At 59.7% G+C, this 20,135-nt stretch carries 31 protein-coding genes and 1 pseudogene; 3 read left to right on the plus strand and 29 right to left on the minus strand.

Annotation, left to right across the window (positions count from 1 at the left end; genetic code table 11):
* Nucleotides 1–16: 16 nt before the first annotated feature.
* Nucleotides 17–1,852, minus strand: a complete 1,836-nt coding sequence (ilvD, locus tag AB4Z25_RS05705) for a dihydroxy-acid dehydratase (RefSeq protein ID WP_112539783.1) — start codon at nt 1,850–1,852, stop codon at nt 17–19.
* Between the two features lie 326 nt (nt 1,853–2,178).
* On the opposite strand from ilvD, the gene msrP reads away from it, so the two are divergent.
* From msrP to AB4Z25_RS05720, 3 genes are all read left to right on the plus strand, one after another.
* The gene (gene msrP, locus AB4Z25_RS05710) at nt 2,179–3,126 is read left to right on the plus strand and encodes a protein-methionine-sulfoxide reductase catalytic subunit MsrP (RefSeq protein ID WP_112539785.1); all 948 of its coding nucleotides are present in this window, start codon (nt 2,179–2,181) and stop codon (nt 3,124–3,126) included.
* Nucleotides 3,126–3,785: a protein-methionine-sulfoxide reductase heme-binding subunit MsrQ gene (msrQ, locus tag AB4Z25_RS05715; protein WP_112539787.1), complete on the plus strand. Its 660-nt coding sequence runs from the start codon at nt 3,126–3,128 to the stop codon at nt 3,783–3,785. Before msrP ends, msrQ begins: the two co-directional genes overlap by 1 nt.
* Before the next feature lie 143 nt (nt 3,786–3,928).
* Nucleotides 3,929–4,771, plus strand: coding sequence for a dienelactone hydrolase family protein (locus AB4Z25_RS05720; protein WP_112539789.1), 843 nt, complete (start codon nt 3,929–3,931; stop codon nt 4,769–4,771).
* Between the two features lie 75 nt (nt 4,772–4,846).
* On the opposite strand, the gene rplQ is transcribed toward AB4Z25_RS05720, so the two are convergent.
* The 28 genes and pseudogenes from rplQ to tuf form a co-directional block, all read right to left on the minus strand.
* Nucleotides 4,847–5,272 (minus strand): 50S ribosomal protein L17, encoded by a 426-nt coding sequence (gene rplQ / locus AB4Z25_RS05725; RefSeq protein WP_112387894.1) that lies wholly within the window; start codon nt 5,270–5,272, stop codon nt 4,847–4,849.
* Nucleotides 5,273–5,395: 123 nt separating this feature from the next.
* Nucleotides 5,396–6,406: a DNA-directed RNA polymerase subunit alpha gene (locus AB4Z25_RS05730; protein WP_112387893.1), complete on the minus strand. Its 1,011-nt coding sequence runs from the start codon at nt 6,404–6,406 to the stop codon at nt 5,396–5,398.
* A gap of 100 nt (nt 6,407–6,506) precedes the next feature.
* The gene (rpsK, locus tag AB4Z25_RS05735; protein WP_003547577.1) at nt 6,507–6,896 is read right to left on the minus strand and encodes a 30S ribosomal protein S11; all 390 of its coding nucleotides are present in this window, start codon (nt 6,894–6,896) and stop codon (nt 6,507–6,509) included.
* Between the two features lie 132 nt (nt 6,897–7,028).
* Nucleotides 7,029–7,397 (minus strand): 30S ribosomal protein S13, encoded by a 369-nt coding sequence (rpsM, locus tag AB4Z25_RS05740; RefSeq protein WP_112387892.1) that lies wholly within the window; start codon nt 7,395–7,397, stop codon nt 7,029–7,031.
* A 225-nt stretch (nt 7,398–7,622) separates the two neighbouring features.
* The gene (locus AB4Z25_RS05745) at nt 7,623–8,273 is read right to left on the minus strand and encodes an adenylate kinase (RefSeq protein ID WP_112387891.1); all 651 of its coding nucleotides are present in this window, start codon (nt 8,271–8,273) and stop codon (nt 7,623–7,625) included.
* The gene (gene secY, locus AB4Z25_RS05750; protein WP_112387890.1) at nt 8,270–9,610 is read right to left on the minus strand and encodes a preprotein translocase subunit SecY; all 1,341 of its coding nucleotides are present in this window, start codon (nt 9,608–9,610) and stop codon (nt 8,270–8,272) included. Before secY ends, AB4Z25_RS05745 begins: the two co-directional genes overlap by 4 nt.
* Before the next feature lie 235 nt (nt 9,611–9,845).
* On the minus strand, nt 9,846–10,319 hold the full coding sequence (gene rplO, locus AB4Z25_RS05755; RefSeq protein ID WP_112387889.1) for a 50S ribosomal protein L15: 474 nt from the start codon (nt 10,317–10,319) through the stop codon (nt 9,846–9,848).
* A 15-nt stretch (nt 10,320–10,334) separates the two neighbouring features.
* Nucleotides 10,335–10,544 (minus strand): 50S ribosomal protein L30, encoded by a 210-nt coding sequence (gene rpmD, locus AB4Z25_RS05760; RefSeq protein ID WP_016553562.1) that lies wholly within the window; start codon nt 10,542–10,544, stop codon nt 10,335–10,337.
* A gap of 14 nt (nt 10,545–10,558) precedes the next feature.
* On the minus strand, nt 10,559–11,128 hold the full coding sequence (gene rpsE, locus AB4Z25_RS05765; protein ID WP_027509270.1) for a 30S ribosomal protein S5: 570 nt from the start codon (nt 11,126–11,128) through the stop codon (nt 10,559–10,561).
* A gap of 131 nt (nt 11,129–11,259) precedes the next feature.
* Complete coding sequence (gene rplR, locus AB4Z25_RS05770; protein ID WP_112387888.1) at nt 11,260–11,622, minus strand: 50S ribosomal protein L18; 363 nt, start codon at nt 11,620–11,622, stop codon at nt 11,260–11,262.
* Between the two features lie 12 nt (nt 11,623–11,634).
* The gene (gene rplF / locus AB4Z25_RS05775; RefSeq protein ID WP_112387887.1) at nt 11,635–12,168 is read right to left on the minus strand and encodes a 50S ribosomal protein L6; all 534 of its coding nucleotides are present in this window, start codon (nt 12,166–12,168) and stop codon (nt 11,635–11,637) included.
* 42 nt (nt 12,169–12,210) lie between these two features.
* Complete coding sequence (gene rpsH, locus AB4Z25_RS05780; protein WP_022718381.1) at nt 12,211–12,609, minus strand: 30S ribosomal protein S8; 399 nt, start codon at nt 12,607–12,609, stop codon at nt 12,211–12,213.
* 12 nt (nt 12,610–12,621) lie between these two features.
* A complete protein-coding gene (gene rpsN / locus AB4Z25_RS05785; RefSeq protein WP_074067600.1) occupies nt 12,622–12,927 on the minus strand; it encodes a 30S ribosomal protein S14 in 306 nt (101 codons plus the stop codon).
* 32 nt (nt 12,928–12,959) lie between these two features.
* Complete coding sequence (rplE, locus tag AB4Z25_RS05790) at nt 12,960–13,517, minus strand: 50S ribosomal protein L5 (protein ID WP_112387886.1); 558 nt, start codon at nt 13,515–13,517, stop codon at nt 12,960–12,962.
* A complete protein-coding gene (gene rplX / locus AB4Z25_RS05795) occupies nt 13,517–13,819 on the minus strand; it encodes a 50S ribosomal protein L24 (RefSeq protein ID WP_112387885.1) in 303 nt (100 codons plus the stop codon). The genes rplE and rplX overlap by 1 nt, the downstream gene beginning before the upstream one ends.
* A gap of 12 nt (nt 13,820–13,831) precedes the next feature.
* Nucleotides 13,832–14,200, minus strand: a complete 369-nt coding sequence (gene rplN / locus AB4Z25_RS05800) for a 50S ribosomal protein L14 (RefSeq protein WP_018900268.1) — start codon at nt 14,198–14,200, stop codon at nt 13,832–13,834.
* A 260-nt stretch (nt 14,201–14,460) separates the two neighbouring features.
* On the minus strand, nt 14,461–14,700 hold the full coding sequence (rpsQ, locus tag AB4Z25_RS05805) for a 30S ribosomal protein S17 (protein ID WP_112387884.1): 240 nt from the start codon (nt 14,698–14,700) through the stop codon (nt 14,461–14,463).
* 11 nt (nt 14,701–14,711) lie between these two features.
* Nucleotides 14,712–14,912 (minus strand): 50S ribosomal protein L29, encoded by a 201-nt coding sequence (gene rpmC, locus AB4Z25_RS05810; protein ID WP_007812871.1) that lies wholly within the window; start codon nt 14,910–14,912, stop codon nt 14,712–14,714.
* A 10-nt stretch (nt 14,913–14,922) separates the two neighbouring features.
* On the minus strand, nt 14,923–15,336 hold the full coding sequence (gene rplP, locus AB4Z25_RS05815; protein WP_003573792.1) for a 50S ribosomal protein L16: 414 nt from the start codon (nt 15,334–15,336) through the stop codon (nt 14,923–14,925).
* Nucleotides 15,337–15,372: 36 nt separating this feature from the next.
* Nucleotides 15,373–16,092, minus strand: a complete 720-nt coding sequence (gene rpsC, locus AB4Z25_RS05820) for a 30S ribosomal protein S3 (protein ID WP_018857109.1) — start codon at nt 16,090–16,092, stop codon at nt 15,373–15,375.
* Entirely contained in the window at nt 16,092–16,481 is a 390-nt protein-coding gene (gene rplV, locus AB4Z25_RS05825) for a 50S ribosomal protein L22 (protein WP_112387883.1), read from the minus strand. The genes rpsC and rplV overlap by 1 nt, the downstream gene beginning before the upstream one ends.
* Nucleotides 16,482–16,483: 2 nt before the next feature.
* On the minus strand, nt 16,484–16,762 hold the full coding sequence (gene rpsS / locus AB4Z25_RS05830; protein ID WP_007531666.1) for a 30S ribosomal protein S19: 279 nt from the start codon (nt 16,760–16,762) through the stop codon (nt 16,484–16,486).
* A gap of 15 nt (nt 16,763–16,777) precedes the next feature.
* Entirely contained in the window at nt 16,778–17,614 is an 837-nt protein-coding gene (rplB, locus tag AB4Z25_RS05835; RefSeq protein WP_112387882.1) for a 50S ribosomal protein L2, read from the minus strand.
* A gap of 11 nt (nt 17,615–17,625) precedes the next feature.
* Nucleotides 17,626–17,919 (minus strand): 50S ribosomal protein L23, encoded by a 294-nt coding sequence (locus tag AB4Z25_RS05840; RefSeq protein ID WP_112387881.1) that lies wholly within the window; start codon nt 17,917–17,919, stop codon nt 17,626–17,628.
* The gene (gene rplD / locus AB4Z25_RS05845) at nt 17,916–18,536 is read right to left on the minus strand and encodes a 50S ribosomal protein L4 (protein WP_112387880.1); all 621 of its coding nucleotides are present in this window, start codon (nt 18,534–18,536) and stop codon (nt 17,916–17,918) included. Before rplD ends, AB4Z25_RS05840 begins: the two co-directional genes overlap by 4 nt.
* A gap of 13 nt (nt 18,537–18,549) precedes the next feature.
* The gene (gene rplC / locus AB4Z25_RS05850; protein ID WP_112387879.1) at nt 18,550–19,191 is read right to left on the minus strand and encodes a 50S ribosomal protein L3; all 642 of its coding nucleotides are present in this window, start codon (nt 19,189–19,191) and stop codon (nt 18,550–18,552) included.
* Between the two features lie 34 nt (nt 19,192–19,225).
* Entirely contained in the window at nt 19,226–19,534 is a 309-nt protein-coding gene (gene rpsJ / locus AB4Z25_RS05855; protein ID WP_003547547.1) for a 30S ribosomal protein S10, read from the minus strand.
* 310 nt (nt 19,535–19,844) lie between these two features.
* Nucleotides 19,845–20,135 (minus strand): annotated as a pseudogene (gene tuf / locus AB4Z25_RS05860) (elongation factor Tu); the annotation flags it as partial.

Here is a 20,135-nt window from a genome sequence, read left to right on the forward strand (position 1 = left end):
CTCAAACCGGATCGAGTTATTCCGGCAGGATACGCACTGCACCGCGATCGGCACTTGTTGCAAATGCCGCATAGGCCTTCAGCGCCGTGGTCACGTTGCGCTTGCGGACTTCAGCCGGGCGCCAGCCCTTGGCGTCCTGCTCGGCGCGGCGTGTTGCCAGCTCGGCGTCGCTGACGCGCAGGCTGATCGTGCGGTTCGGGATATCGATATCGATCATGTCGCCCGGCTGTACGAGGCCGATGGTGCCGCCATTGGCGGCTTCCGGCGAGGCGTGGCCGATCGACAGACCCGAGGTGCCGCCCGAGAAGCGGCCGTCGGTGATCAGCGCGCAGGCCTTGCCGAGGCCCTTCGACTTCAGATAGCTGGTCGGATAGAGCATTTCCTGCATGCCCGGTCCGCCCTTCGGTCCTTCGTAGCGGATGACGACGACATCGCCGGCGACGACTTCGTTGCCGAGAATGGCCTTCACGGCGGCATCCTGGCTTTCATAGACCTTGGCCGGGCCGGAGAATTTCAAGATCGATTCATCGACGCCTGCGGTCTTCACGATGCAGCCGTCGAGCGCCAGATTGCCCTTCAGAACGGCAAGGCCGCCATCCTTGGAGAACGGGTGCTGGGCATCGCGGATGACGCCCTTCTCGCGGTCGAGATCGAGCTCGTCCCAGCGTGTGCTCTGGCTGAAGGCAACCTGAGTCGGTACGCCGCCGGGGGCTGCGCTGAAGAGCTTCAGGGCGGCCGGATTGTCGGTGACCGAGATATCCCACTCGGCCAGCGCATCGCCAAGCGTTGGGGCATGGACGGTCGGCAGGCCGGCGTTGATCAGGCCGGCGCGGTTCAGCTCGCCGAGGATCGCCATGATGCCGCCGGCACGATGGACATCTTCCATGTGGACGTCGGATTTCGCCGGCGCCACCTTCGACAGGCAGGGCACGCGCCGCGATAGGCGGTCGATGTCTTCCATGGTGAAGTCGATTTCGCCCTCATGGGCAGCCGCCAGGATGTGCAGAACGGTGTTGGTCGATCCGCCCATGGCGATATCCAGCGCCATGGCGTTTTCGAAAGCGCCCTTGCTGGCGATGGTGCGCGGCAGTGCCGTGGCATCGTCCTGCTCGTAGTAACGCTTGGCGAGAGCCACGACGCGGCGGCCGGCTTCGAGGAAGAGTTCCTTGCGGTCCGAATGGGTGGCAAGTGTCGAGCCGTTGCCGGGCAGCGACAGGCCAAGCGCTTCCGTCAGGCAGTTCATCGAATTGGCGGTAAACATGCCGGAGCACGAACCGCAGGTCGGACAGGCCGAGCGCTCGATGACCTTGACGTCCTCGTCGGAGACCTTGTCGTCGGCCGCAGCGACCATGGCATCGACGAGGTCGAGGGCGTGGGTCTTGCCGTTCAGAACCACCTTGCCGGCTTCCATCGGGCCGCCGGAGACAAAGATCGTCGGGATGTTGAGGCGCAGCGACGCCATCAGCATGCCGGGAGTGATCTTGTCGCAATTGGAGATGCAAACCATAGCGTCGGCGCAATGCGCGTTGACCATGTATTCGACGCTGTCGGCGATCAATTCGCGCGACGGCAGCGAATAGAGCATGCCGTCATGGCCCATGGCGATGCCGTCATCCACCGCGATGGTGTTGAATTCCTTGGCGACACCACCGGCTGCCTCGATTTCGCGGGCAACCAGCTGGCCGAGGTCCTTCAGGTGGACGTGGCCGGGCACGAACTGCGTAAACGAATTCACCACCGCAATGATCGGCTTGCCGAAATCGCTGTCCTTCATGCCCGTGGCGCGCCAAAGGCCGCGCGCGCCCGCCATGTTGCGGCCGTGGGTCGTGGTTCTCGAACGATAGGCTGGCATCGGTGTGTTCCTCAAAGTGCCGGATTTATCTGCGATATAGGGCGGCAAAGCTGTTTGCTGGCCGACGATCGCCGTATTTTGGAATTGTCCTAATCCAATCGGCAGGGGCTGTCACTACCGGCAAGGGCAAATCCGGTACGGCGCACCAAGGCGTCCATCGGGCATATACGGAGCGAAGGAGCCTTTTGTTACAGGCTATTCCTTCACATCCGAACACAAAAAATTGGCTTTCCGTCAGGCTGGTTCAAGGCCTAGACACTAATCTGAAAACGCCCATCATGCGTTTAAAGAGATATTTGGGCCGCCCCCAGCCCAGGAGGTTTGAAATGCCGACCTACCGCCCCCCGAAAATCCGCTCGTCGGAGATCACCCCGCATCAGGTCTACCTGCGCCGCCGCGAGTTTCTCGGCGCTGCGACGCTCGGCGCCATGGCGCTCTACGGCGCCGGAAAGGCGAGTGCCGCAGCGCTCAACGCCGTCGACAGCAAATATACGGTCGATGAAAAGACGACGCCACTGAAGGACGTCACGACCTACAACAATTTCTATGAATTCGGCCTGGACAAGGGCGATCCAGCAGCACTCTCGGGTGACTTCAAGCCCCTGCCCTGGACCGTCAAGGTCGATGGCATGGTGAACAAGCCCGGCACCTTCGATCTCGATGCGCTGATGAAGGAATTCCCGATCGAAAGCCGCACCTACCGGATGCGCTGCGTCGAAGCATGGTCGATGGTCATCCCCTGGGACGGTTTTCCGCTGGCCGCTCTCCTGAACAAGGTCGAGCCGCAGGGCAGCGCCAAGTATGTGGCCTTCGAGACCGTGGTGCGGCCCGAAGAAATGCCGGGCCAGAAGGGCATCTTCCAATCGCTCGAATGGCCCTATGTCGAAGGGCTGCGTATCGATGAGGCCATGCATCCGCTCACACTGCTCGCCGTCGGCCTCTATGGCGAAACGCTGCCGAACCAGAACGGCGCGCCGATCCGCCTCGTCGTCCCATGGAAGTACGGCTTCAAGGGCATCAAGTCGATTGTGCGCATCTCGCTGACCGACAAGGAGCCGAAGAACACCTGGCAGGTCACCAACGCCCAGGAATACGGATTCTATGCCAATGTGAACCCGGCCGTCGATCACCCGCGCTGGAGCCAGGCGACAGAGCGGCGGATCGGCGAAAGCGGCTTCTTCGGTGCCAGCCGCCATCCGACACTACCGTTCAACGGCTATGCCGACGAGGTGGCGAGCCTCTATTCCGGCATGGATCTGAGAGCGAATTTCTGATGGCGGATCTTTCGTTCAGTCTGCCGAAGCGCTGGCAGCCGGCTTCCGTCTGGGCGCTCTACGCCATCGGCCTGCTGCCCGCCGCATGGACCTTCTATCTCGGCGCCAGCGACCAGCTCGGCGCCGACCCGGTCAAGACATTCGAGCTCTTCCTCGGCCTCTGGACGATCCGCTTCCTGATACTGACGCTGGCCGTCTCCCCGGTCCGCGACCTGCTCGGCTGGAACTATCTGCGCTACCGCCGGGCGCTGGGGCTGCTGACCTTCTACTATGCGCTGATGCATTTCACCGTCTACATGGTGCTCGACCAGGCGCTAGACCTGTCCGCGGTTCTGGACGACGTGTTGAAGCGGCCCTTCATCATGTTCGGCATGGCGGGGCTCGCCCTGCTCGTACCGCTCGCCGTCACATCGAACAATTTCTCGATCCGCAAGATGGGCATGAGATGGATCTGGCTGCACAGGCTGATCTACATCATCGCCGCCGCGGGTGCCCTGCACTTCGCGCTGTCAACCAAGATCCTCGACCTCGAGCAATATATCTATGTCGGCCTGATCATCCTGCTGATCCTCTACCGGTCCTGGCGGCCGATCGCCAGGAGCCGGAAACGGGCGACACAAGGGCGCCAAAGAGGGCGGGCTGCGGCGACGGTGAGCTAGCGGCGAAGCGAGCGCCGTTTCTGCATAGAAAGCTGTGGCAATTCGGCAGGTCCGAAGCCTATGGACGCCGATAGTTCAGCGCCTAAATCAATATCCGTGAAGGATAGTGTTTGAATGGCCGCTATCGCGCGCGGGACCGACCCATGAAAACTGCAGCGCTTGCTTTCGGATTCTTGCTCCTCGCCGCCGTACCGCCTGGTCTGACGGCTCAGGCGGACCAGTTGGTGCGATTTGACAGTGCCGTCGTTAAGCCAAGCCCGTTCCTCGCCCGCAAGATAAAAGACGAAGGCATAAGTCTTCCGCAATCCCAGGCCACGCACTTGCAGGGCTATCTAAGCCAACCCGAGGGAGACGGTCCGTTTCCGGCTGTCGTCGTCATGCATGGCTGTGGCGGCATCCATCCGAACACCAAGACCTATTGGCCGCAACGCTTGACCTCATGGGGCTACGCCGTGCTTGTCGTCGACAGCTTCACGACCCGCAATATCGACAACACCTGTCAACGCTATCTGCCGGATCGCGTGTTCGATGCCTATGGCGCGCTCGATTATCTGGCCACTTTGCCGTTCGTCGATGCCGGGCATGTCGCGCTGCTGGGGTTTTCCGCTGGTGGGATCGCGGCGCTGGAAGCCACGAAAGCCGAGGGCAACGAACAGCTTATGGACCGTAAATTCAAGGCAGCGGTCGGCTACTATCCGGTCTGCGCACCTCATGCCGGCGATGCGACGGTACCGACCTTGATCCTGAACGGCGATGTCGACGATTGGAGCCCGGTCGAACGCTGCCGGCAGAGGATTTCGCATCTCAGCGGCAAAGGCCCTCCCATCGAACTCGATGTCTATCCTGGTGCCTATCACTCATTCGATGCGCCTGATGTCGCAACGCCGAAGATGATGCTCGGCCATAGGGAGGAATACGATGCCGCCGCCGCCGAACAGTCCTTCGCGCGGGTGAAAGACTTCCTGCAGCAATATCTGCAGAACTGAATGCAGCCCGCCACCACAAACGAAAACAGCCGGGCTTTGCAGCCCGGCTGTTTTGTTTCCGGAGAACCGGATGACTTATGCGGCTTCCGCAGCAGCAGCTTCTGCCTCGACGCGGGCCTTGTCGGCTGCGCCCTTGGCAGAGGTGTCGCGATCGACGAATTCGACGACGGCGAGAGCGGCGTTGTCGCCCTGGCGGAAGCCAGCCTTCATGATGCGCAGGTAGCCGCCGTTGCGGGTGGCGTAGCGCGTAGCAATCGCGTCGAACAGCTTCGAAACGACGGCGGTGTCGCGGATCTGCGAGATCGCCTGACGGCGAGCGTGCAGGTCGCCGCGCTTGCCGAGGGTGACGAGCTTTTCAACGATCGGACGGATTTCCTTAGCCTTCGGCAGGGTGGTCACGATCTGCTCATGCAGGATGAGCGAAGCCGCCATGTTGGCAAACATTGCCTTGCGGTGGCTGGCAGTTCTATTCAGCTTGCGGCCGGCTTTTGCGTGGCGCATTGCTATTCTCCTTTGATGCAGGGCTCTTCGCTTCTAGCGGGCCTGCCGTTTCCTGGCACATACAGGCGATCTGCCTGCTGTTTGACTGGGAAAGGCAGCCTCAGAGCCTGCCTTTTTTGGTTCTTAATACTGGTCTTCGTAACGCTTTGCGAGATCTTCGATGTTCTCGGGCGGCCATGCCGGCACTTCCATGCCGAGGTGCAGGCCCATGGAAGCGAGAACTTCCTTGATTTCGTTCAGCGACTTGCGACCAAAGTTCGGGGTGCGGAGCATTTCTGCTTCGGTCTTCTGAATGAGGTCGCCGATGTAGACGATGTTGTCGTTCTTCAGGCAGTTTGCCGAGCGAACGGACAGTTCGAGTTCGTCTACCTTCTTCAGGAGCGCCGGGTTGAAAGCCAGTTCGGTGACGGCTTCTTCCTCGGTTTCCTTCTGCGGCTCGTCGAAGTTGACGAACACGCCAAGCTGATCCTGGAGGATGCGAGCCGCGAAAGCGACTGCGTCTTCACCGGAGATCGAGCCATCGGTTTCGATGGTCATGTTCAGCTTGTCGTAGTCGAGAACCTGTCCTTCGCGGGTATTTTCAACCTTGTAGGACACCTTCTTGACCGGCGAATACAGGCTGTCGACCGGGATGAGACCGATCGGAGCATCTTCCGCACGATTGCGTTCGGCCGGAACGTAGCCCTTGCCGTTGTTGACGGTGAATTCCATACGGATTTCGGCGCCCTCGTCGAGCGTGCAGATCACATGCTCGGGGTTGAGGATTTCAATATCGCCGACCGTCTGGATGTCGCCAGCCGTTACAACGCCCGGGCCCTGCTTGCGCACGACCATGCGCTTTGCGTCGTCGCCATCCATCTTGATGGCGATTTCCTTGATGTTGAGCACGATGTCCGTAACGTCTTCGCGGACGCCCGGGATCGAGGAGAATTCATGCAGCACGCCATCGATCTGCACTGCCGTCACTGCAGCACCGCGCAGCGAGGAGAGCAGAACGCGGCGAAGCGCGTTGCCGAGGGTGAGGCCGAAACCGCGCTCCAGCGGCTCTGCTACGAGCGTCGCCTTGGTGCGCGAGCTCGAAGAGAACTCGACCTTGTTCGGCTTGATCAATTCCTGCCAGTTCTTCTGAATCATATCTTTGCCTTCCGTTCGTTGCCACCATCCAATCGTGGCAACCGAGCTTGAGAAGCGCCGGGAGCGCGACTGCGCTCACCGGCGTTGTGAGTGGCGATGATCAGACGCGGCGCTTCTTGCGCGGACGGCAGCCATTGTGCGGGATCGGGGTCACGTCGCGGATGGACGTGATCATGAAACCGGCAGCCTGGAGCGCGCGCAGAGCGGATTCACGGCCGGAACCCGGGCCGCAAACTTCGACTTCCAGCGACTTCATGCCATGTTCCTGAGCCTTCTTGGCGCAGTCTTCAGCAGCGATCTGGGCAGCGAACGGAGTCGACTTGCGCGAACCCTTGAAGCCCTTGGCACCAGCGGACGACCAGGCAATCGCGTTGCCCTGTGCGTCGGTGATGGTGATCATCGTGTTGTTGAAGGTCGAGTTGACGTGCGCCACGCCCGACGAGATGTTTTTACGTTCGCGACGGCGAACGCGTACGGCTTCCTTGGCCATTCTTATCCCTTTCTTGGATATCGTCACCGCCGTAATGCCAGCGGCTCCACCAGAGCGATACCCGACAGGCACCGCTCCAAACTCAAAAGAGGCCGGCGGACCGCCAGCCTCCCCTTCCCGGTTTCCCGGAAATTACTTCTTCTTACCAGCGATCGCCTTTGCCGGACCCTTGCGGGTGCGAGCATTGGTGTGCGTGCGCTGACCGCGGACCGGAAGGCCGCGACGATGACGAAGGCCGCGGTAGCAGCCGAGGTCCATCAGGCGCTTAATGTTCATCGCGGTGTCGCGACGAAGATCACCTTCTACCTGATAATCGCGGTCGATAGTTTCGCGGATCTGGAGCACTTCGGAGTCCGTCAGCTGATGGACGCGCTTGTCGGCCGGAAGACCGACCTTCTCCATGATTTCCTTAGCAAACTTCGGACCAATCCCGTGAATGTAGGTCAACGCGATAATCACGCGCTTCGCAGTCGGGATGTTGACGCCAGCGATACGTGCCACGCCTGTTCTCCTTGCATTCCTGTTGCCATCCGGCAAGAGGGCTTCGTTATGCCGCCCTCCGTAGGGCCGCTCGTTCATATTTGGGGTTCGTACATGTCAAAACGACCGAACCCGGACTTCCTTGGGAAATCCGCGCCGATCGCATCAAATGTCGCGAGTTGGCGCGGTGTTTAACGGAATCAGTGCTGAAAGGCAACCGCTCCCGCCAAGTTTATTTTCGAAGACCTAGAGCTTCGAAAGAATGGCGTCGATCTCCGCAGTCACGTGATCGATATCCGCCATTCCATCCACCACCTTCAGCTTACCCTTTGCATGGTAATAGCCGATCAGCGGCGACGTTTCCTTGTAGTAGGCTGCCAGGCGGGTCACCACGGTCTCGCGGTTATCGTCCGGGCGGCGCTTGAAGTGAGTCGAACCGCAGCGGTCGCAGACCCCCTCCACCTTCGGCTTCACGTTGGTGTCGTGATAGCCGGCGCCGCAGTTGGCGCAGGTGTAACGGCCGGAGACGCGATCAGCGAGGATCTTGTCGTCGACTTCAATCTCAATGACGGCCGAGAGCTCGATCCCCTTGCCCTTCAGCATCACCTCGGTGGCATCCGCCTGCACGAGCGTGCGCGGGAAGCCGTCGAGGATGAAGCCGTTGGCACAATCGGGAGCATCGAGACGCTCGGAGACGATGGCATTGACGATCTCGTCGGAAACAAGCTTGCCGGCGTCCATGACAGCCTTTGCCCGCTTGCCTACCTCCGTGCCGGCCTGAACGGCTGCACGGAGCATGTCACCGGTGGAGAGCTGCGGAATGCCGTGCTTCTCCACGATCCGCTGGGCCTGGGTCCCCTTACCCGCGCCCGGCGGCCCCAAAAGTATGAGTCTCATCGCCCCCTCTTTCCTCCACGCAACTTCGATTTCTTGATCAGGCCTTCGTACTGCTGTGCAATCAGGTGACCCTGAATCTGCGCAACCGTATCAAGAGTTACGCTAACCACGATCAAAAGCGAAGTCCCACCAAGGGATAATGGGATGCCGGTTTGCGACACCAGGATCTCGGGCAGGATGCAGACGAACACGAGGTAGATTGCGCCGATCACCGTGATTCGGGTCAGGACGTAATCGATATATTCGGCGGTACGCTCACCCGGACGGATGCCGGGGATGAAGCCGCCATGCTTCTTGAGATTGTCGGCCGTGTCCTTCGGATTGAAGACGATGGCCGTATAGAAGAAGGCGAAGAAGGCAATCAGCGCGCCGTAGAGCAGCATGTAGAGCGGCTGGCCGTGGCCGAGCGCGGCTACGATCGACGTCGCCCAGGACGGCAGAGCCGTGGTGTTGGCAAAGCCAGCAAGCGTTGCCGGCAGCAACAGCAGCGACGACGAGAAGATCGCCGGAATGACGCCCGAGGTGTTGAGCTTCAGCGGCAGGTGCGACGTGTCGCCCTGGAACATGCGGTTGCCCACCTGGCGCTTCGGATACTGGATCAGAAGGCGGCGCTGGGCGCGTTCCACGAATACGATGACGGCGATGACGCCAATGGCGATCAGGATGACGGCGAGAATCAGCGTCGTCGACAGAGCGCCGGTGCGGCCGAGCTCGAGGGTGCCGGCCAGTGCGGTCGGAAGACCTGCGGCGATACCGGCGAAGATGATCAGCGAAATACCGTTGCCGATGCCGCGCGAGGTGATCTGCTCACCGAGCCACATCAGGAACATCGTGCCGCCGAGCAGCGTGATGACGGTCGAAATCTTGAAGAACCAGCCCGGATCGACAACGAGACCGTTGCCGCTCTGGAGGCCGACCGCAATACCATAGGCCTGCAGCGTGCCGAGCAACACCGTGCCGTAGCGGGTGTACTGGTTGATGATCTTGCGGCCCTGCTCGCCTTCCTTCTTCAGATTCTCGAGCGCCGGCACGACCGAGGTCATGAGCTGCACAATGATCGAAGCGGAAATGTAAGGCATGATGCCGAGCGCAAAGATCGCCATACGCTGTACGGCGCCGCCCGAGAACATGTTGAAGAGGCCGAGAATGCCGCCTGCCTGGCCGCGGAAGGCCTGGGCATAGGCTTCGGGGTTCAGGCCCGGAAGCGGGATGTGCGTACCCAGGCGATAGACGAGGAGAGCTGCCAGTGTGAACCACAGGCGCTTCTTGAGATCCTCAGCTTTGGCGAAGGTCGAAAAATTAAGATTGGAAGCCAACTGTTCCGCTGCAGAAGCCATGCGATTCTCCGCGCTACCCATTCCAGCCCTTCGCGAAGTGGCCGGACCCGGAAAAGGTATGTCAATATTCAAAAGCCGGGCTTCGGACGGATTGCTGGCGCAACCATTGCCTCACCCTTGATTTCGTCGGAAACCGGCACGCCGCGGGGGTGCAACGATACAGGTTTTGTGAGGCCCACATATGGGAGCAAAATCGCCCGGTGTGAAGCACCCCGGGCGACATATCATAAGATTATTATTCTGCCGCTGCGGCAGAAAGAAGCGTGATGGAACCGCCAGCCTTTTCGATCTTCTCGACAGCAGACTTGGAAGCGCCTGCAACTTCGATCTTGACCTTGGCCTTGAGTTCGCCGCCGGACAGGACGCGAACGCCGTCCTTGGCACGGCGGATGACGCCAGCAGCCTTCAGGGCAGCTGCATCAACGGTCTGCTTGGCATCGAGCTTGCCGGCATCGACGGCAGCCTGAATGCGCTCAAGCGACACGACAACGTAGTCGGCCTTGAAGATGTTGTTGAAGCCGCGCTTCGGCAGACGACGGTAGATTGGCATCTGACCGCCTTCGAAGCCGTTGATGGCAACGCCCGAACGGGACTTCTGGCCCTTGACGCCGCGACCACCGGTCTTGCCCGAGCCCGAGCCGATACCGCGTCCGAGACGCTTACGGCTGTGGGTCGAACCTTCGTTGTCCTTGATTTCGTTCAGTTTCATGATCGTATCCCCTGCTTACTTCTCGTCGACGATGCGAACGAGATGCTGCACAGCGCGGATCATGCCACGGACGGAAGGCGTATCTTCCAGCGTGCGGCGGCGGTGCATCTTGTTGAGGCCCAGACCGATCAGCGTGCGCTGCTGAACGTCAGGACGGCGGATTGGGCTGCCGATCTGCTCGACGGTAACCGTCTTTGCTTCGGTCTTCTTGGTAGCCTTGGCCATGGGTCAGACTCCTCTTATTCTTCAGAGGCGTTGCCGGAGGCGGCACGGCGAGCCTGAAGCGTAGCATACTTGATGCCGCGCTGAGCTGCGATGTCCTTCGGGTGAACCTGGTGCTTCAGAGCGTCGAAGGTAGCGCGAACCATGTTGTAAGGGTTCGAGGAACCGGTCGACTTGGCGACAACGTCGTGAACGCCGAGCGTTTCGAAAACGGCGCGCATCGGACCGCCGGCGATGATACCGGTACCGACCTTGGCCGAGCGCAGCAGAACCTTGCCGGCGCCGTGGCGGCCGTGAACGTCGTGATGCAGGGTACGGCCTTCGCGCAGCGGCACGAAGATCAGTTCGCGCTTGGCGGCTTCCGTTGCCTTGCGGATCGCTTCCGGCACTTCGCGTGCCTTGCCGTGACCAAAGCCTACGCGGCCCTTCTGGTCACCGACGACGACGAGAGCGGCAAAACCGAAACGGCGGCCACCCTTGACGACCTTGGCGACGCGGTTGATCGCGACCAACTTGTCGACGAATTCGCTATCGCGCTCTTCGCGGCTCTGACGGTCATCCCGCGAGCCTCTTCTTTCCTGTGCCATTGTCCTTTTCCTTTTTCTTTTCCGGGTGCAACGGGCAAACAAAACGAGGACCGCATCAGCCTCCCATCAGGGAGCGTTTGCGGTCCGGTGAGATCCGGCCGGCGCTTCGCAGCGTCCGGCCGGAAACTTTATTAGAAGGACAGACCGCCTTCGCGGGCTGCGTCTGCCAGGGCCTTAATACGGCCGTGGTAGATGAAGGCGCCACGGTCGAATACGACCTCGCTGACGCCTGCCTTCGTTGCGCGCTCTGCAACGAGCTTGCCGACGAGGGCAGCTGCTGCGGTATCGGCACCGGTCTTCAGAGAACCGCGCAGATCCTTATCGAGAGTCGAGGCAGACGCGAGCGTCTTGCCTGCAACATCGTCGATGACCTGAACGTAGATGTTCTTCGAGGAGCGATGAACCGACAGGCGCGGACGGCCATTGGCCACCGACTTGAGATGACGGCGCACGCGGTTGGCACGACGTGCAAGTGCTTCTTTCCTGCTAGCCATTTCGCGTGATCCTTACTTCTTCTTGCCTTCTTTGCGGATGATCCGCTCTTCGGCATACTTGACGCCCTTGCCCTTGTAAGGCTCAGGACCGCGGTATTCGCGGATTTCTGCGGCAACCTGGCCGACCTGCTGCTTGTTGATACCGGTGACGACGATTTCCGTCGGCTTCGGCACAGCGATCGTGATGCCCTGCGGCGGCTCATAAACCACGTCGTGGCTGAAACCGAGCGCCAGCTGCAGGTTCTTGCCCTGAAGCGATGCGCGGTAACCGACGCCGTTGATTTCGAGCTTGCGCTCGAAGCCGTCCTTGACGCCCTTGAAGATGTTTTCGATCATCGTGCGGGACATGCCCCACTTCGAACGAGCATCCTTCGACTGCGTGAGCGGCGTTACGACAACCGCGTTGTTTTCGAGCTTGATGCCGACTTCGTCGTTTGCGACGAAGAACAGCTCGCCCTTCGGGCCCTTTGCAGTAACCTTCTGGCCTTCGACCGTAGCCGTGATCCCAGCAGGTACCTGAACGGGCTTCTTACCGATACGAGACATGTTTCAATCCTGTCTGTTCGCTATGGAGATCCTTGCTCAATCTTAGAAGACCGAGCAAAGAACCTCGCCACCAACGTTCTGTTCGCGAGCCTGGTGATCGGCCATCACACCCTTCGGAGTCGAAAGGATGGTGATGCCGAGGCCGTTCGCGACCTGCGGAATGGACTTGACCGAGACATAAACCCGGCGGCCCGGCTTGGACACGCGGCCGATCTCACGGATCACCGATGTGCCTTCGTAGTACTTCAGCTCGATGCTGAGTTCCGACTTGCCATTGCCGAAATCGACAACGGAATAGCCACGGATGTAGCCTTCGGACTGCAGAACATCGAGAACGCGTGCACGGAGCTTCGAAGCAGGCGTCGATACCGACGACTTGCGGCGGGAAGCGCCGTTACGGATGCGAGTGAGCATATCGCCCAACGGATCAGTCATTGTCATCTAACCTGCTCCTTACCAGCTGGACTTGACGATGCCCGGCACCTTGCCGAGATTGCCGAGTTCACGCAGCGCGATACGCGACATGCGCAGTTTGCGGTAGTATGCGCGCGGACGGCCCGATACTTCACAACGGTTGCGAATACGGGTCTTCGATCCATCGCGCGGCAGGGATGCCAGCTTGATCGAGGCCTTGAACCGCTCTTCGATCGGAAGAGACTGGTTCATGATGATCGCCTTCAGAGCTGCACGCTTTGCAGCCTGATTTGCGACCGTAGTACGGCGGCGCTTGTTCTTTTCAACTGCGCTGGTCTTCGCCATGTCAGGTTCCTTTTCTACGCTCGTCGTTACGGTTACTGACGGAACGGGAAGCTGAACTCTGTGAGCAGAGCGCGTGCTTCGTCGTCCTTCGTTGCCGTCGTGCAAACGATGATGTCCATGCCCCACATCTGATCAACCTTATCGTAGTTGATCTCAGGGAACACAATGTGCTCCTTGATGCCCATGGCGAAGTTGCCACGGCCGTCAAAGCTCTTCGGGTTCAGGCCGCGGAAGTCGCGAACGCGCGGAAGCGCGATGTTCACGAGACGGTCCAGGAACTCGTACATGCGGGCGCCGCGGAGAGTAACCTTCGCGCCGATCGGCATCTGTTCGCGGACCTTGAAGCCAGCGATGGAGTTACGTGCACGGGTGATGACCGGCTTCTGACCAGCGATAGCGGCCAGGTCGGCAGCAGCAACAGTCGGCTTCTTCGAATCAGCCGTTGCTTCACCAACACCCATGTTGATTACGATCTTGTCGAGCTTCGGGATCATCATCTCGTTGGCGTAGGAGAACTTCTCCTGCATGGCCGCACGGATGCGCTCGACATATTCCTTCTTGAGCCGTGGCTCGTACTTTGCCTCAGCCATCAGATCACCTCACCGGAACGCTTAGCTACACGGACCTTCTTGCCGTCAACAACCTTGAAACCAACGCGGGTCGGCTTGCCGTCCTTGTCGATGATGGAAAGGTTGGACAGGTGAACCGAAGCTTCCTTGTTGATGATGCCGGCTTCCTGGGTCTGCGTCTGGCGCTGATGGCGCTTTACGACGTTGACGCCGCGGACAACGGCACGATCTTCCTTGGGCAGGACCTGGAGGACTTCGCCAGTACGGCCCTTGTCCTTGCCTGCGAGCATGACGACCTTGTCGCCCTTACGAATCTTCTGCATCGGTCTCGCTCCTTACAGTACTTCAGGAGCCAGCGAGATGATCTTCATGTGGTTCTTGGCGCGAAGTTCGCGCGGAACCGGTCCGAAGATACGGGTGCCGATCGGCTCTTTTTTGTTGTCGATGAGGACTGCTGCATTGGTGTCGAAGCGGATGATGCTGCCATCAACACGACGGATTTCCTTGGCGGTGCGAACGACAACCGCCTTCATCACGTCACCCTTCTTCACGCGGCCGCGCGGGATCGCTTCCTTGATCGAAACGACGATAACGTCGCCGATCGAGGCATACTTGCGCTTCGAGCCGCCCAGCACCTTGATGCACATGACACGACGTGCGCCGGAATTATCCGCCACGTCGAGGTTTGTTTGCATCTGAATCATATCAGGTCGCCTTTTTGGTTTACCGGAATGGTTGGGCTCTCGCCCCCTACCCCGGCTTATGAAAATTGTCAGCCGGCCGCTTGCCACAAGGACAGGCGAAAACACGGCAATAGCTTGAATAGCGCGGGATCGATCGTGCCAGGGTGGTTTCCCAACGGGACCTTCCGTGCGCTCAAAGCAAAAGAACGCCCGGCTTTCGAGCGTTCTGACGCTGCTTCATACAGATATTTCCGCGAGGCGCAAGGCCTCGCCGAAAATTCTTACTTAGCCTGGGCGGAAATGACCGTCCAACGCTTGTCCTTGGAGATCGGCGCGCATTCCTCGATGGAAACGGTATCGCCGATCTTATACTGGTTGTTTTCGTCGTGGGCCTTGTACTTCTTGGAACGACGAACGGTCTTCTGGAGCAGCGGGTGAGCGAAACGGCGCTCGACGCGGACTACCACAGTCTTCTCGTTCTTGTCGCCAACGACGACGCCCTGCAGAATGCGCTTCGGCATGATTTTTTCCTTTACGCCTTTGCTTCTGCCGCCTTCTGGCGGGCAATGGTTTTCACGCGGGCGATATCCTTGCGGACTTCGTCGATACGCGAGGACTTTTCGAGCTGGCCGGTTGCCTTCTGGAAGCGCAGGTTAAACTGCTCCTTCTTCAGGTCGGCGAGCTTGTCCTTGAGCTGATCGGCCGTGAGGCCGCGGACTTCTTCGGCTTTCATCTGCCTCTCCTTACTCTGCAATGCGCTGTACGAAGCGCGTCTTGACCGAGAGCTTGGCAGAGCCGAGACGAAGTGCCTCGCGGGCGATCTCTTCGCTGACGCCGTCGATCTCGAACATCATACGGCCGGGCTTGACCTTGCATGCCCAGTATTCAACGGAGCCCTTACCCTTACCCATACGGACTTCGGTCGGCTTTGCGGTTACCGGAACATCCGGGAACACGCGGATCCACACACGGCCGGCACGCTTCATGTAGCGCGTGATCGCGCGGCGGGCCGCTTCGATTTCACGTGCGTTGACGCGGTTTGGCTCCTGAGCCTTAAGGCCGAATTCACCAAAGGCGAGATCAGACCCACCCTTGGCGACGCCCTTGATGCGGCCCTTGAATTGCTTGCGGTACTTGGTACGCTTTGGCTGCAACATTTTCTTATTCTCCGAACTTCTTAGCCACCAACGCTATCAAGCGTTGTCGCGGCGACGATCGCGATCACGGCTAGCCGGACCCTGAGCATCACCCTCGAGTGCGCGGCGCTCGGAGGCCATCGGATCGTGCTCAAGGATTTCGCCCTTGAAGATCCAAACCTTGATGCCGCAGATACCGAAAGCGGTTTCCGCTTCGGCTGTGCCATAGTCGATGTCCGCACGCAGCGTGTGGAGCGGAACGCGACCTTCGCGATACCATTCCGTACGAGCGATTTCGGCACCGCCGAGACGGCCTGCGCAGGTGATCTTGATGCCTTCGGCGCCAAGACGCATGGCAGACTGAACAGCGCGCTTCATGGCGCGGCGGAAAGCCACGCGACGCTCGAGCTGCTGGGCGATCGACTGGGCAACCAGCGTTGCGTCGACTTCCGGCTTGCGAACTTCAACAATGTTGAGGTGCGTTTCGGAGTTCGTCATGTCCGACAGCTTCTTGCGGAGCTTGTCGATGTCTGCACCCTTCTTGCCGATGATCAGACCCGGGCGAGCCGAGTGGATCGTGACGCGGCACTTCTTGTGCGGACGCTCGATGACGACCTTGGCGATACCAGCCTGCTTCAGTTCGCTCATGACGAACTTACGCATCTTCAGGTCTTCGTGCAGCAGCTGACCGTATTCGGCATTGTCCGCAAACCAGCGGCTATCCCAGGTACGGTTGATGCCAAGACGGAAACCGATTGGATTAATTTTCTGACCCATTATGCGGCCTCCTCTTGTGCCTGCACTTCGCGCACGACGATCGTCAGGTGCGCGAACGGCTTCTCGACGCGAGATGCACGGCCGCGGCCACGAGCGTGGAAGCGCTTCATGACAATCGACTTGCCAACGTAGGCTTCTGCTACGACCAGCGAGTCAACGTCGAGATCGTGGTTGTTCTCGGCGTTTGCGATCGCAGATTCGAGCGTCTTCTTGACGGCGCCCGAAATGCGCTTGCGCGAAAATTCCAGCTCAGCGAGTGCACGCTCGACCTTCATGCCGCGGATAAGCGCGGCCACCAGGTTGAGCTTCTGTGGGCTGACGCGGAGCGTGCGGGCGACTGCTTGCGCCTCGTTGTCCTTCAGCCGGCGTTCGGCTTTTGCCTTGCCCATCGTTACTTCCTCTTTGCCTTCTTGTCCGCGCCGTGACCGTAGTAGGTCCGCGTCGGAGAGAATTCACCGAACTTGTGACCGACCATGTCTTCGTTGACGCTGACCGGTACATGCTTGCTGCCGTTGTAGACGCCGAAGGTGAGACCGACGAACTGCGGCAGGATCGTGGAGCGACGGCTCCAGATCTTGATTACTTCTGCACGTCCGCCTTCACGAACCTTCTCAGCCTTCTTGAGAAGATAGCCGTCAACGAACGGACCTTTCCATACTGAACGAGCCATTGGAGACTTCCTCTCTTACTTCTTACGCTGATGACGCGAGCGCATGATCATCTTGTCGGTCGACTTGTTCGACCGGGTGCGCTTGCCCTTGGTCGGCTTGCCCCACGGAGTAACCGGGTGACGGCCACCAGAGGTGCGGCCTTCACCACCGCCGTGCGGGTGGTCGACCGGGTTCATGACGACACCGCGGTTATGCGGACGCTTGCCGCGCCACACCGTACGACCGGCCTTGCCGTCGTTGATGTTGCCGTGGTCAGGGTTCGAAACCGCACCGATCGTCGCCAGGCAAGAGCCGTGAACGAGACGCTGTTCGCCAGAGTTCAGACGAAGGATCGCCATGCCTGCATCGCGGCCAACCAGCTGGGCGTAGCCGCCAGCCGAACGGGCGATCTGACCACCCTTGCCGGGCTTCATTTCCACGTTGTGGATGATGGAGCCGACCGGGATGTACTGCAGCGGCATTGCGTTGCCGGGCTTTACGTCGACAGCCTTTTCAGACGCGATGACCTTATCGCCGGCAGCGAGACGCTGCGGAGCGATGATGTAGGCCTGTTCGCCATCTGCGTAAGCGATGAGCGCGATGAAAGCCGTACGGTTCGGGTCATACTCGATACGCTGAACCGTGCCTTCAACTTCAAACTTGCGACGCTTGAAGTCGATCAGACGGTAGGTACGCTTGTGACCGCCGCCGATGAAGCGGGCAGTGATACGGCCGAGGTTGTTACGGCCACCGCTCTTCGTCAGACCTTCCGTCAGCGCCTTGACCGGCTTGCCCTTGTAGAGCGAGGAGCGGTCGACGATGACCAGCTGACGCTGGCTCGGGGTGATAGGATTGAATGTTTTCAATGCCATGTTTTTATTCCTCAGAGACCGGTGGAGACGTCGATCGTCTGGCCTTCAGCCAGCGTTACGACAGCCTTCTTCACGTCCTGCTGCTTGCCGGCAAAACCGCGGAAACGCTTGGTCTTGCCCTTGCGGAGCAGCGTGTTGACGGCCGTGACCTTGACGCCGAAGAGCGCCTCGACTGCAGCCTTGATTTCCGGCTTCGACGCCTTCTTGGCGACATTGAAAACAACCTGGTTGTTCTCAGATACCAGAGTGGACTTTTCGGTGATCGACGGCGAGACGATCACATCATAGTGGCGAAGATCGGTCACTTGAAACGCTCCTCTAGAGCTTCAACGGCAGCCTTGGAAAGCACGAGCTTGCCGCGGCGGACGATGTCATAAACGTTGATGCCCTGGATCGGGAGAACATCGATGTTCGGGATGTTCTGGGCAGCGAGCTTGAAGTTGCCGTCGAGCTCAGCACCACCGATGAAGAGCGCGTTGGTCAGACCGAGCGTCTCGAAGGTAGCGGCCAGAGCCTTGGTCTTTGCTTCAGCAGCAACGAGGTTGTCGATGATGATGACATCATCGGACTTCAGCTTTGCCGACAGGGCGAGACGCAGGCCGAGAGCGCGAACCTTCTTCGGAAGGTCGTGTTCATGGCTGCGGGCAACCGGGCCGTGAGCCTTACCACCGCCACGGAACTGCGGAGCACGAGCCGAATGGTGACGAGCGCGGCCCGTACCCTTCTGCTTGTACATCTTGGCGCCGGTGCGCCAAACGTCGGCGCGGCCCTTGGCCTGGTGAGTGCCCTGCTGCTTCTTGGCAAGCTGCCAGCGGATAACGCGGGCAAGAATGTCTTCACGGGGCTCGAGGCCGAAAATCGCGTCAGAAAGAGAAACCTTCCCTGCGTCTTTTCCCTCGAGGGTCTTGACGTTGAATTCCATTGGTCCGGCTCCCTTACTTCGCTGCCGACTTGACGGCATCGCGCACGATGATCCAGGCACCCTTGGAACCGGGTACTGCACCCTTGATCAGGATCAGACCGCGATCTTCATCGGTCGAAACCACTTCCAGGTTCTGAGTCGTAACGCGCGTCTGGCCCATGTGACCAGCCATCTTCTTGTTCTTGAAAACCTTGCCCGGATCCTGGCGCGAGCCCGTCGAACCGTGCGAACGGTGCGAAACCGACACACCGTGCGTGGCGCGGAGACCACCGAAGCCGTGGCGCTTCATGGCGCCGGCAAAGCCCTTACCGATCGTGGTACCCGTCACGTCGACGAGCTGACCGGCTGCGAAGTGACCAGCCTTGATTTCGGTGCCAACTTCGAGGAGCTGATCTTCCGAAACGCGGAATTCCTGGAGCTTCGCCTTCGGCTCAACGTTGGCAACTGCGAAGTTGCCGCGCATGGCCTTGGAGGTATTCTTGACCTTGGCCGTGCCAGCACCAAGCTGGACAGCGACGTAGCCATTCTTTTCGACAGTACGCGTAGCGACGACCTGGCAGCCTTCCATACGCAGTACGGTAACTGGAACATGCTCACCAGCGTCGTTGTAGACGCGTGTCATGCCCACCTTCTGTGCAATCACACCTGAACGCATCGGTTCAATCCTTCCAAATCCGCTCGAGCAGGGCTCAGAGCTTGATCTCAACATCGACACCGGCGGCGAGATCGAGCTTCATCAGCGCGTCTACCGTCTGCGGGGTCGGATCTACGATGTCGAGGAGGCGCTTATGCGTGCGCATCTCGAACTGCTCGCGGCTCTTCTTGTCGATGTGTGGGGACCGGTTAACCGTAAACTTCTCGATGCGAGTCGGAAGCGGAACGGGGCCCCGGACGCTTGCGCCGGTGCGCTTCGCCGTCGACACAATCTCGCGCGTGGAAGCATCGAGAATTCGGTGATCGAACGCCTTCAGGCGAATGCGGATATTTTGGCCGTTCATTCGACATTATCCTTGTGTTCTGTTTTTCGCGCGCCTTTCTCAAGACGCGTTTTTTGTTTTCGCTAAGGCGGACCACCGGTTTCAAAGATCGAGAAGGACACCGCGAGAACGGCATCCCTATCCACTCTTCGGGCCTTTAAAGCCCACCTTATTGTTAGTTTTGTTCGCCGCTTCGCGAACGAAGCAGCACGCAAATCGCGCTTGCGCGCCATTTGCAACATTTCTGTGTAATAAGCAAGCGGCCTAAACCGCCTGCATCATAATAATGTCATTCGAATCGGCCGCCCCTTTCGAAGCGGCCGATCGATCATTACTCGATGATCGATGCGACGATGCCGGCGCCGACGGTACGGCCGCCTTCGCGGATCGCGAAGCGCAGCTTTTCTTCCATCGCGATCGGAACGATCAGCTCGACAACAACGGTGACGTTGTCGCCAGGCATAACCATTTCAGTGCCTTCCGGAAGCGAAACGATACCGGTCACGTCAGTCGTACGGAAGTAGAACTGCGGGCGGTAGTTGGTGAAGAACGGCGTATGACGGCCGCCTTCTTCCTTCGTCAGGATGTAGGCTTCGGCATTGAACTTCTTGTGCGGCTTGAC

The organism is Rhizobium sp. RAF36, assembly GCF_052114105.1.
GTDB lineage: Bacteria > Pseudomonadota > Alphaproteobacteria > Rhizobiales > Rhizobiaceae > Rhizobium.

What these genes read in the sequence shown, in the direction of transcription:
- rplV (WP_112387883.1), bottom strand. Translation starts at nt 16,481, where the DNA reads ATGGGCAAGGCAAAAGCCGAACGCCGGCTGAAGGACAACGAGGCGCAA.
- rpsH (WP_022718381.1), bottom strand. Translation starts at nt 12,609, where the DNA reads ATGACAATGACTGATCCGTTGGGCGATATGCTCACTCGCATCCGTAAC.
- rpsQ (WP_112387884.1), bottom strand. Translation starts at nt 14,700, where the DNA reads ATGCCGAAGCGCATTCTGCAGGGCGTCGTCGTTGGCGACAAGAACGAG.
- rpmC (WP_007812871.1), bottom strand. Translation starts at nt 14,912, where the DNA reads ATGAAAGCCGAAGAAGTCCGCGGCCTCACGGCCGATCAGCTCAAGGAC.
- AB4Z25_RS05745 (WP_112387891.1), bottom strand. Translation starts at nt 8,273, where the DNA reads ATGAGACTCATACTTTTGGGGCCGCCGGGCGCGGGTAAGGGGACCCAG.
- msrQ (WP_112539787.1), top strand. Translation starts at nt 3,126, where the DNA reads ATGGCGGATCTTTCGTTCAGTCTGCCGAAGCGCTGGCAGCCGGCTTCC.
- rpsN (WP_074067600.1), bottom strand. Translation starts at nt 12,927, where the DNA reads ATGGCGAAGACCAGCGCAGTTGAAAAGAACAAGCGCCGCCGTACTACG.
- msrP (WP_112539785.1), top strand. Translation starts at nt 2,179, where the DNA reads ATGCCGACCTACCGCCCCCCGAAAATCCGCTCGTCGGAGATCACCCCG.
- rplN (WP_018900268.1), bottom strand. Translation starts at nt 14,200, where the DNA reads ATGATTCAGATGCAAACAAACCTCGACGTGGCGGATAATTCCGGCGCA.
- rplQ (WP_112387894.1), bottom strand. Translation starts at nt 5,272, where the DNA reads ATGCGCCACGCAAAAGCCGGCCGCAAGCTGAATAGAACTGCCAGCCAC.
- rplO (WP_112387889.1), bottom strand. Translation starts at nt 10,319, where the DNA reads ATGAAACTGAACGAAATCAAGGACAACGAAGGTTCGACCCACAGCCGT.
- ilvD (WP_112539783.1), bottom strand. Translation starts at nt 1,852, where the DNA reads ATGCCAGCCTATCGTTCGAGAACCACGACCCACGGCCGCAACATGGCG.
- AB4Z25_RS05730 (WP_112387893.1), bottom strand. Translation starts at nt 6,406, where the DNA reads ATGATTCAGAAGAACTGGCAGGAATTGATCAAGCCGAACAAGGTCGAG.
- rplB (WP_112387882.1), bottom strand. Translation starts at nt 17,614, where the DNA reads ATGGCATTGAAAACATTCAATCCTATCACCCCGAGCCAGCGTCAGCTG.
- rplC (WP_112387879.1), bottom strand. Translation starts at nt 19,191, where the DNA reads ATGCGTTCAGGTGTGATTGCACAGAAGGTGGGCATGACACGCGTCTAC.
- rplX (WP_112387885.1), bottom strand. Translation starts at nt 13,819, where the DNA reads ATGCAGAAGATTCGTAAGGGCGACAAGGTCGTCATGCTCGCAGGCAAG.
- rplP (WP_003573792.1), bottom strand. Translation starts at nt 15,336, where the DNA reads ATGTTGCAGCCAAAGCGTACCAAGTACCGCAAGCAATTCAAGGGCCGC.
- rplE (WP_112387886.1), bottom strand. Translation starts at nt 13,517, where the DNA reads ATGGCTGAGGCAAAGTACGAGCCACGGCTCAAGAAGGAATATGTCGAG.
- rpsC (WP_018857109.1), bottom strand. Translation starts at nt 16,092, where the DNA reads ATGGGTCAGAAAATTAATCCAATCGGTTTCCGTCTTGGCATCAACCGT.
- rpsK (WP_003547577.1), bottom strand. Translation starts at nt 6,896, where the DNA reads ATGGCCAAGGAAGCCGTACGCGTTCGCCGTCGCGAACGTAAAAACATC.
- rpsS (WP_007531666.1), bottom strand. Translation starts at nt 16,762, where the DNA reads ATGGCTCGTTCAGTATGGAAAGGTCCGTTCGTTGACGGCTATCTTCTC.
- secY (WP_112387890.1), bottom strand. Translation starts at nt 9,610, where the DNA reads ATGGCTTCTGCAGCGGAACAGTTGGCTTCCAATCTTAATTTTTCGACC.
- rpsJ (WP_003547547.1), bottom strand. Translation starts at nt 19,534, where the DNA reads ATGAACGGCCAAAATATCCGCATTCGCCTGAAGGCGTTCGATCACCGA.
- rpsE (WP_027509270.1), bottom strand. Translation starts at nt 11,128, where the DNA reads ATGGCACAGGAAAGAAGAGGCTCGCGGGATGACCGTCAGAGCCGCGAA.
- rplR (WP_112387888.1), bottom strand. Translation starts at nt 11,622, where the DNA reads ATGGCTAGCAGGAAAGAAGCACTTGCACGTCGTGCCAACCGCGTGCGC.
- rplF (WP_112387887.1), bottom strand. Translation starts at nt 12,168, where the DNA reads ATGTCTCGTATCGGTAAGAAGCCCGTTCAGGTACCTGCTGGGATCACG.
- rpmD (WP_016553562.1), bottom strand. Translation starts at nt 10,544, where the DNA reads ATGGCCAAGGCTACCAAGAAGACCGAAGCAAAGACGGTTACCGTCGAG.
- rplD (WP_112387880.1), bottom strand. Translation starts at nt 18,536, where the DNA reads ATGGAATTCAACGTCAAGACCCTCGAGGGAAAAGACGCAGGGAAGGTT.
- AB4Z25_RS05720 (WP_112539789.1), top strand. Translation starts at nt 3,929, where the DNA reads ATGAAAACTGCAGCGCTTGCTTTCGGATTCTTGCTCCTCGCCGCCGTA.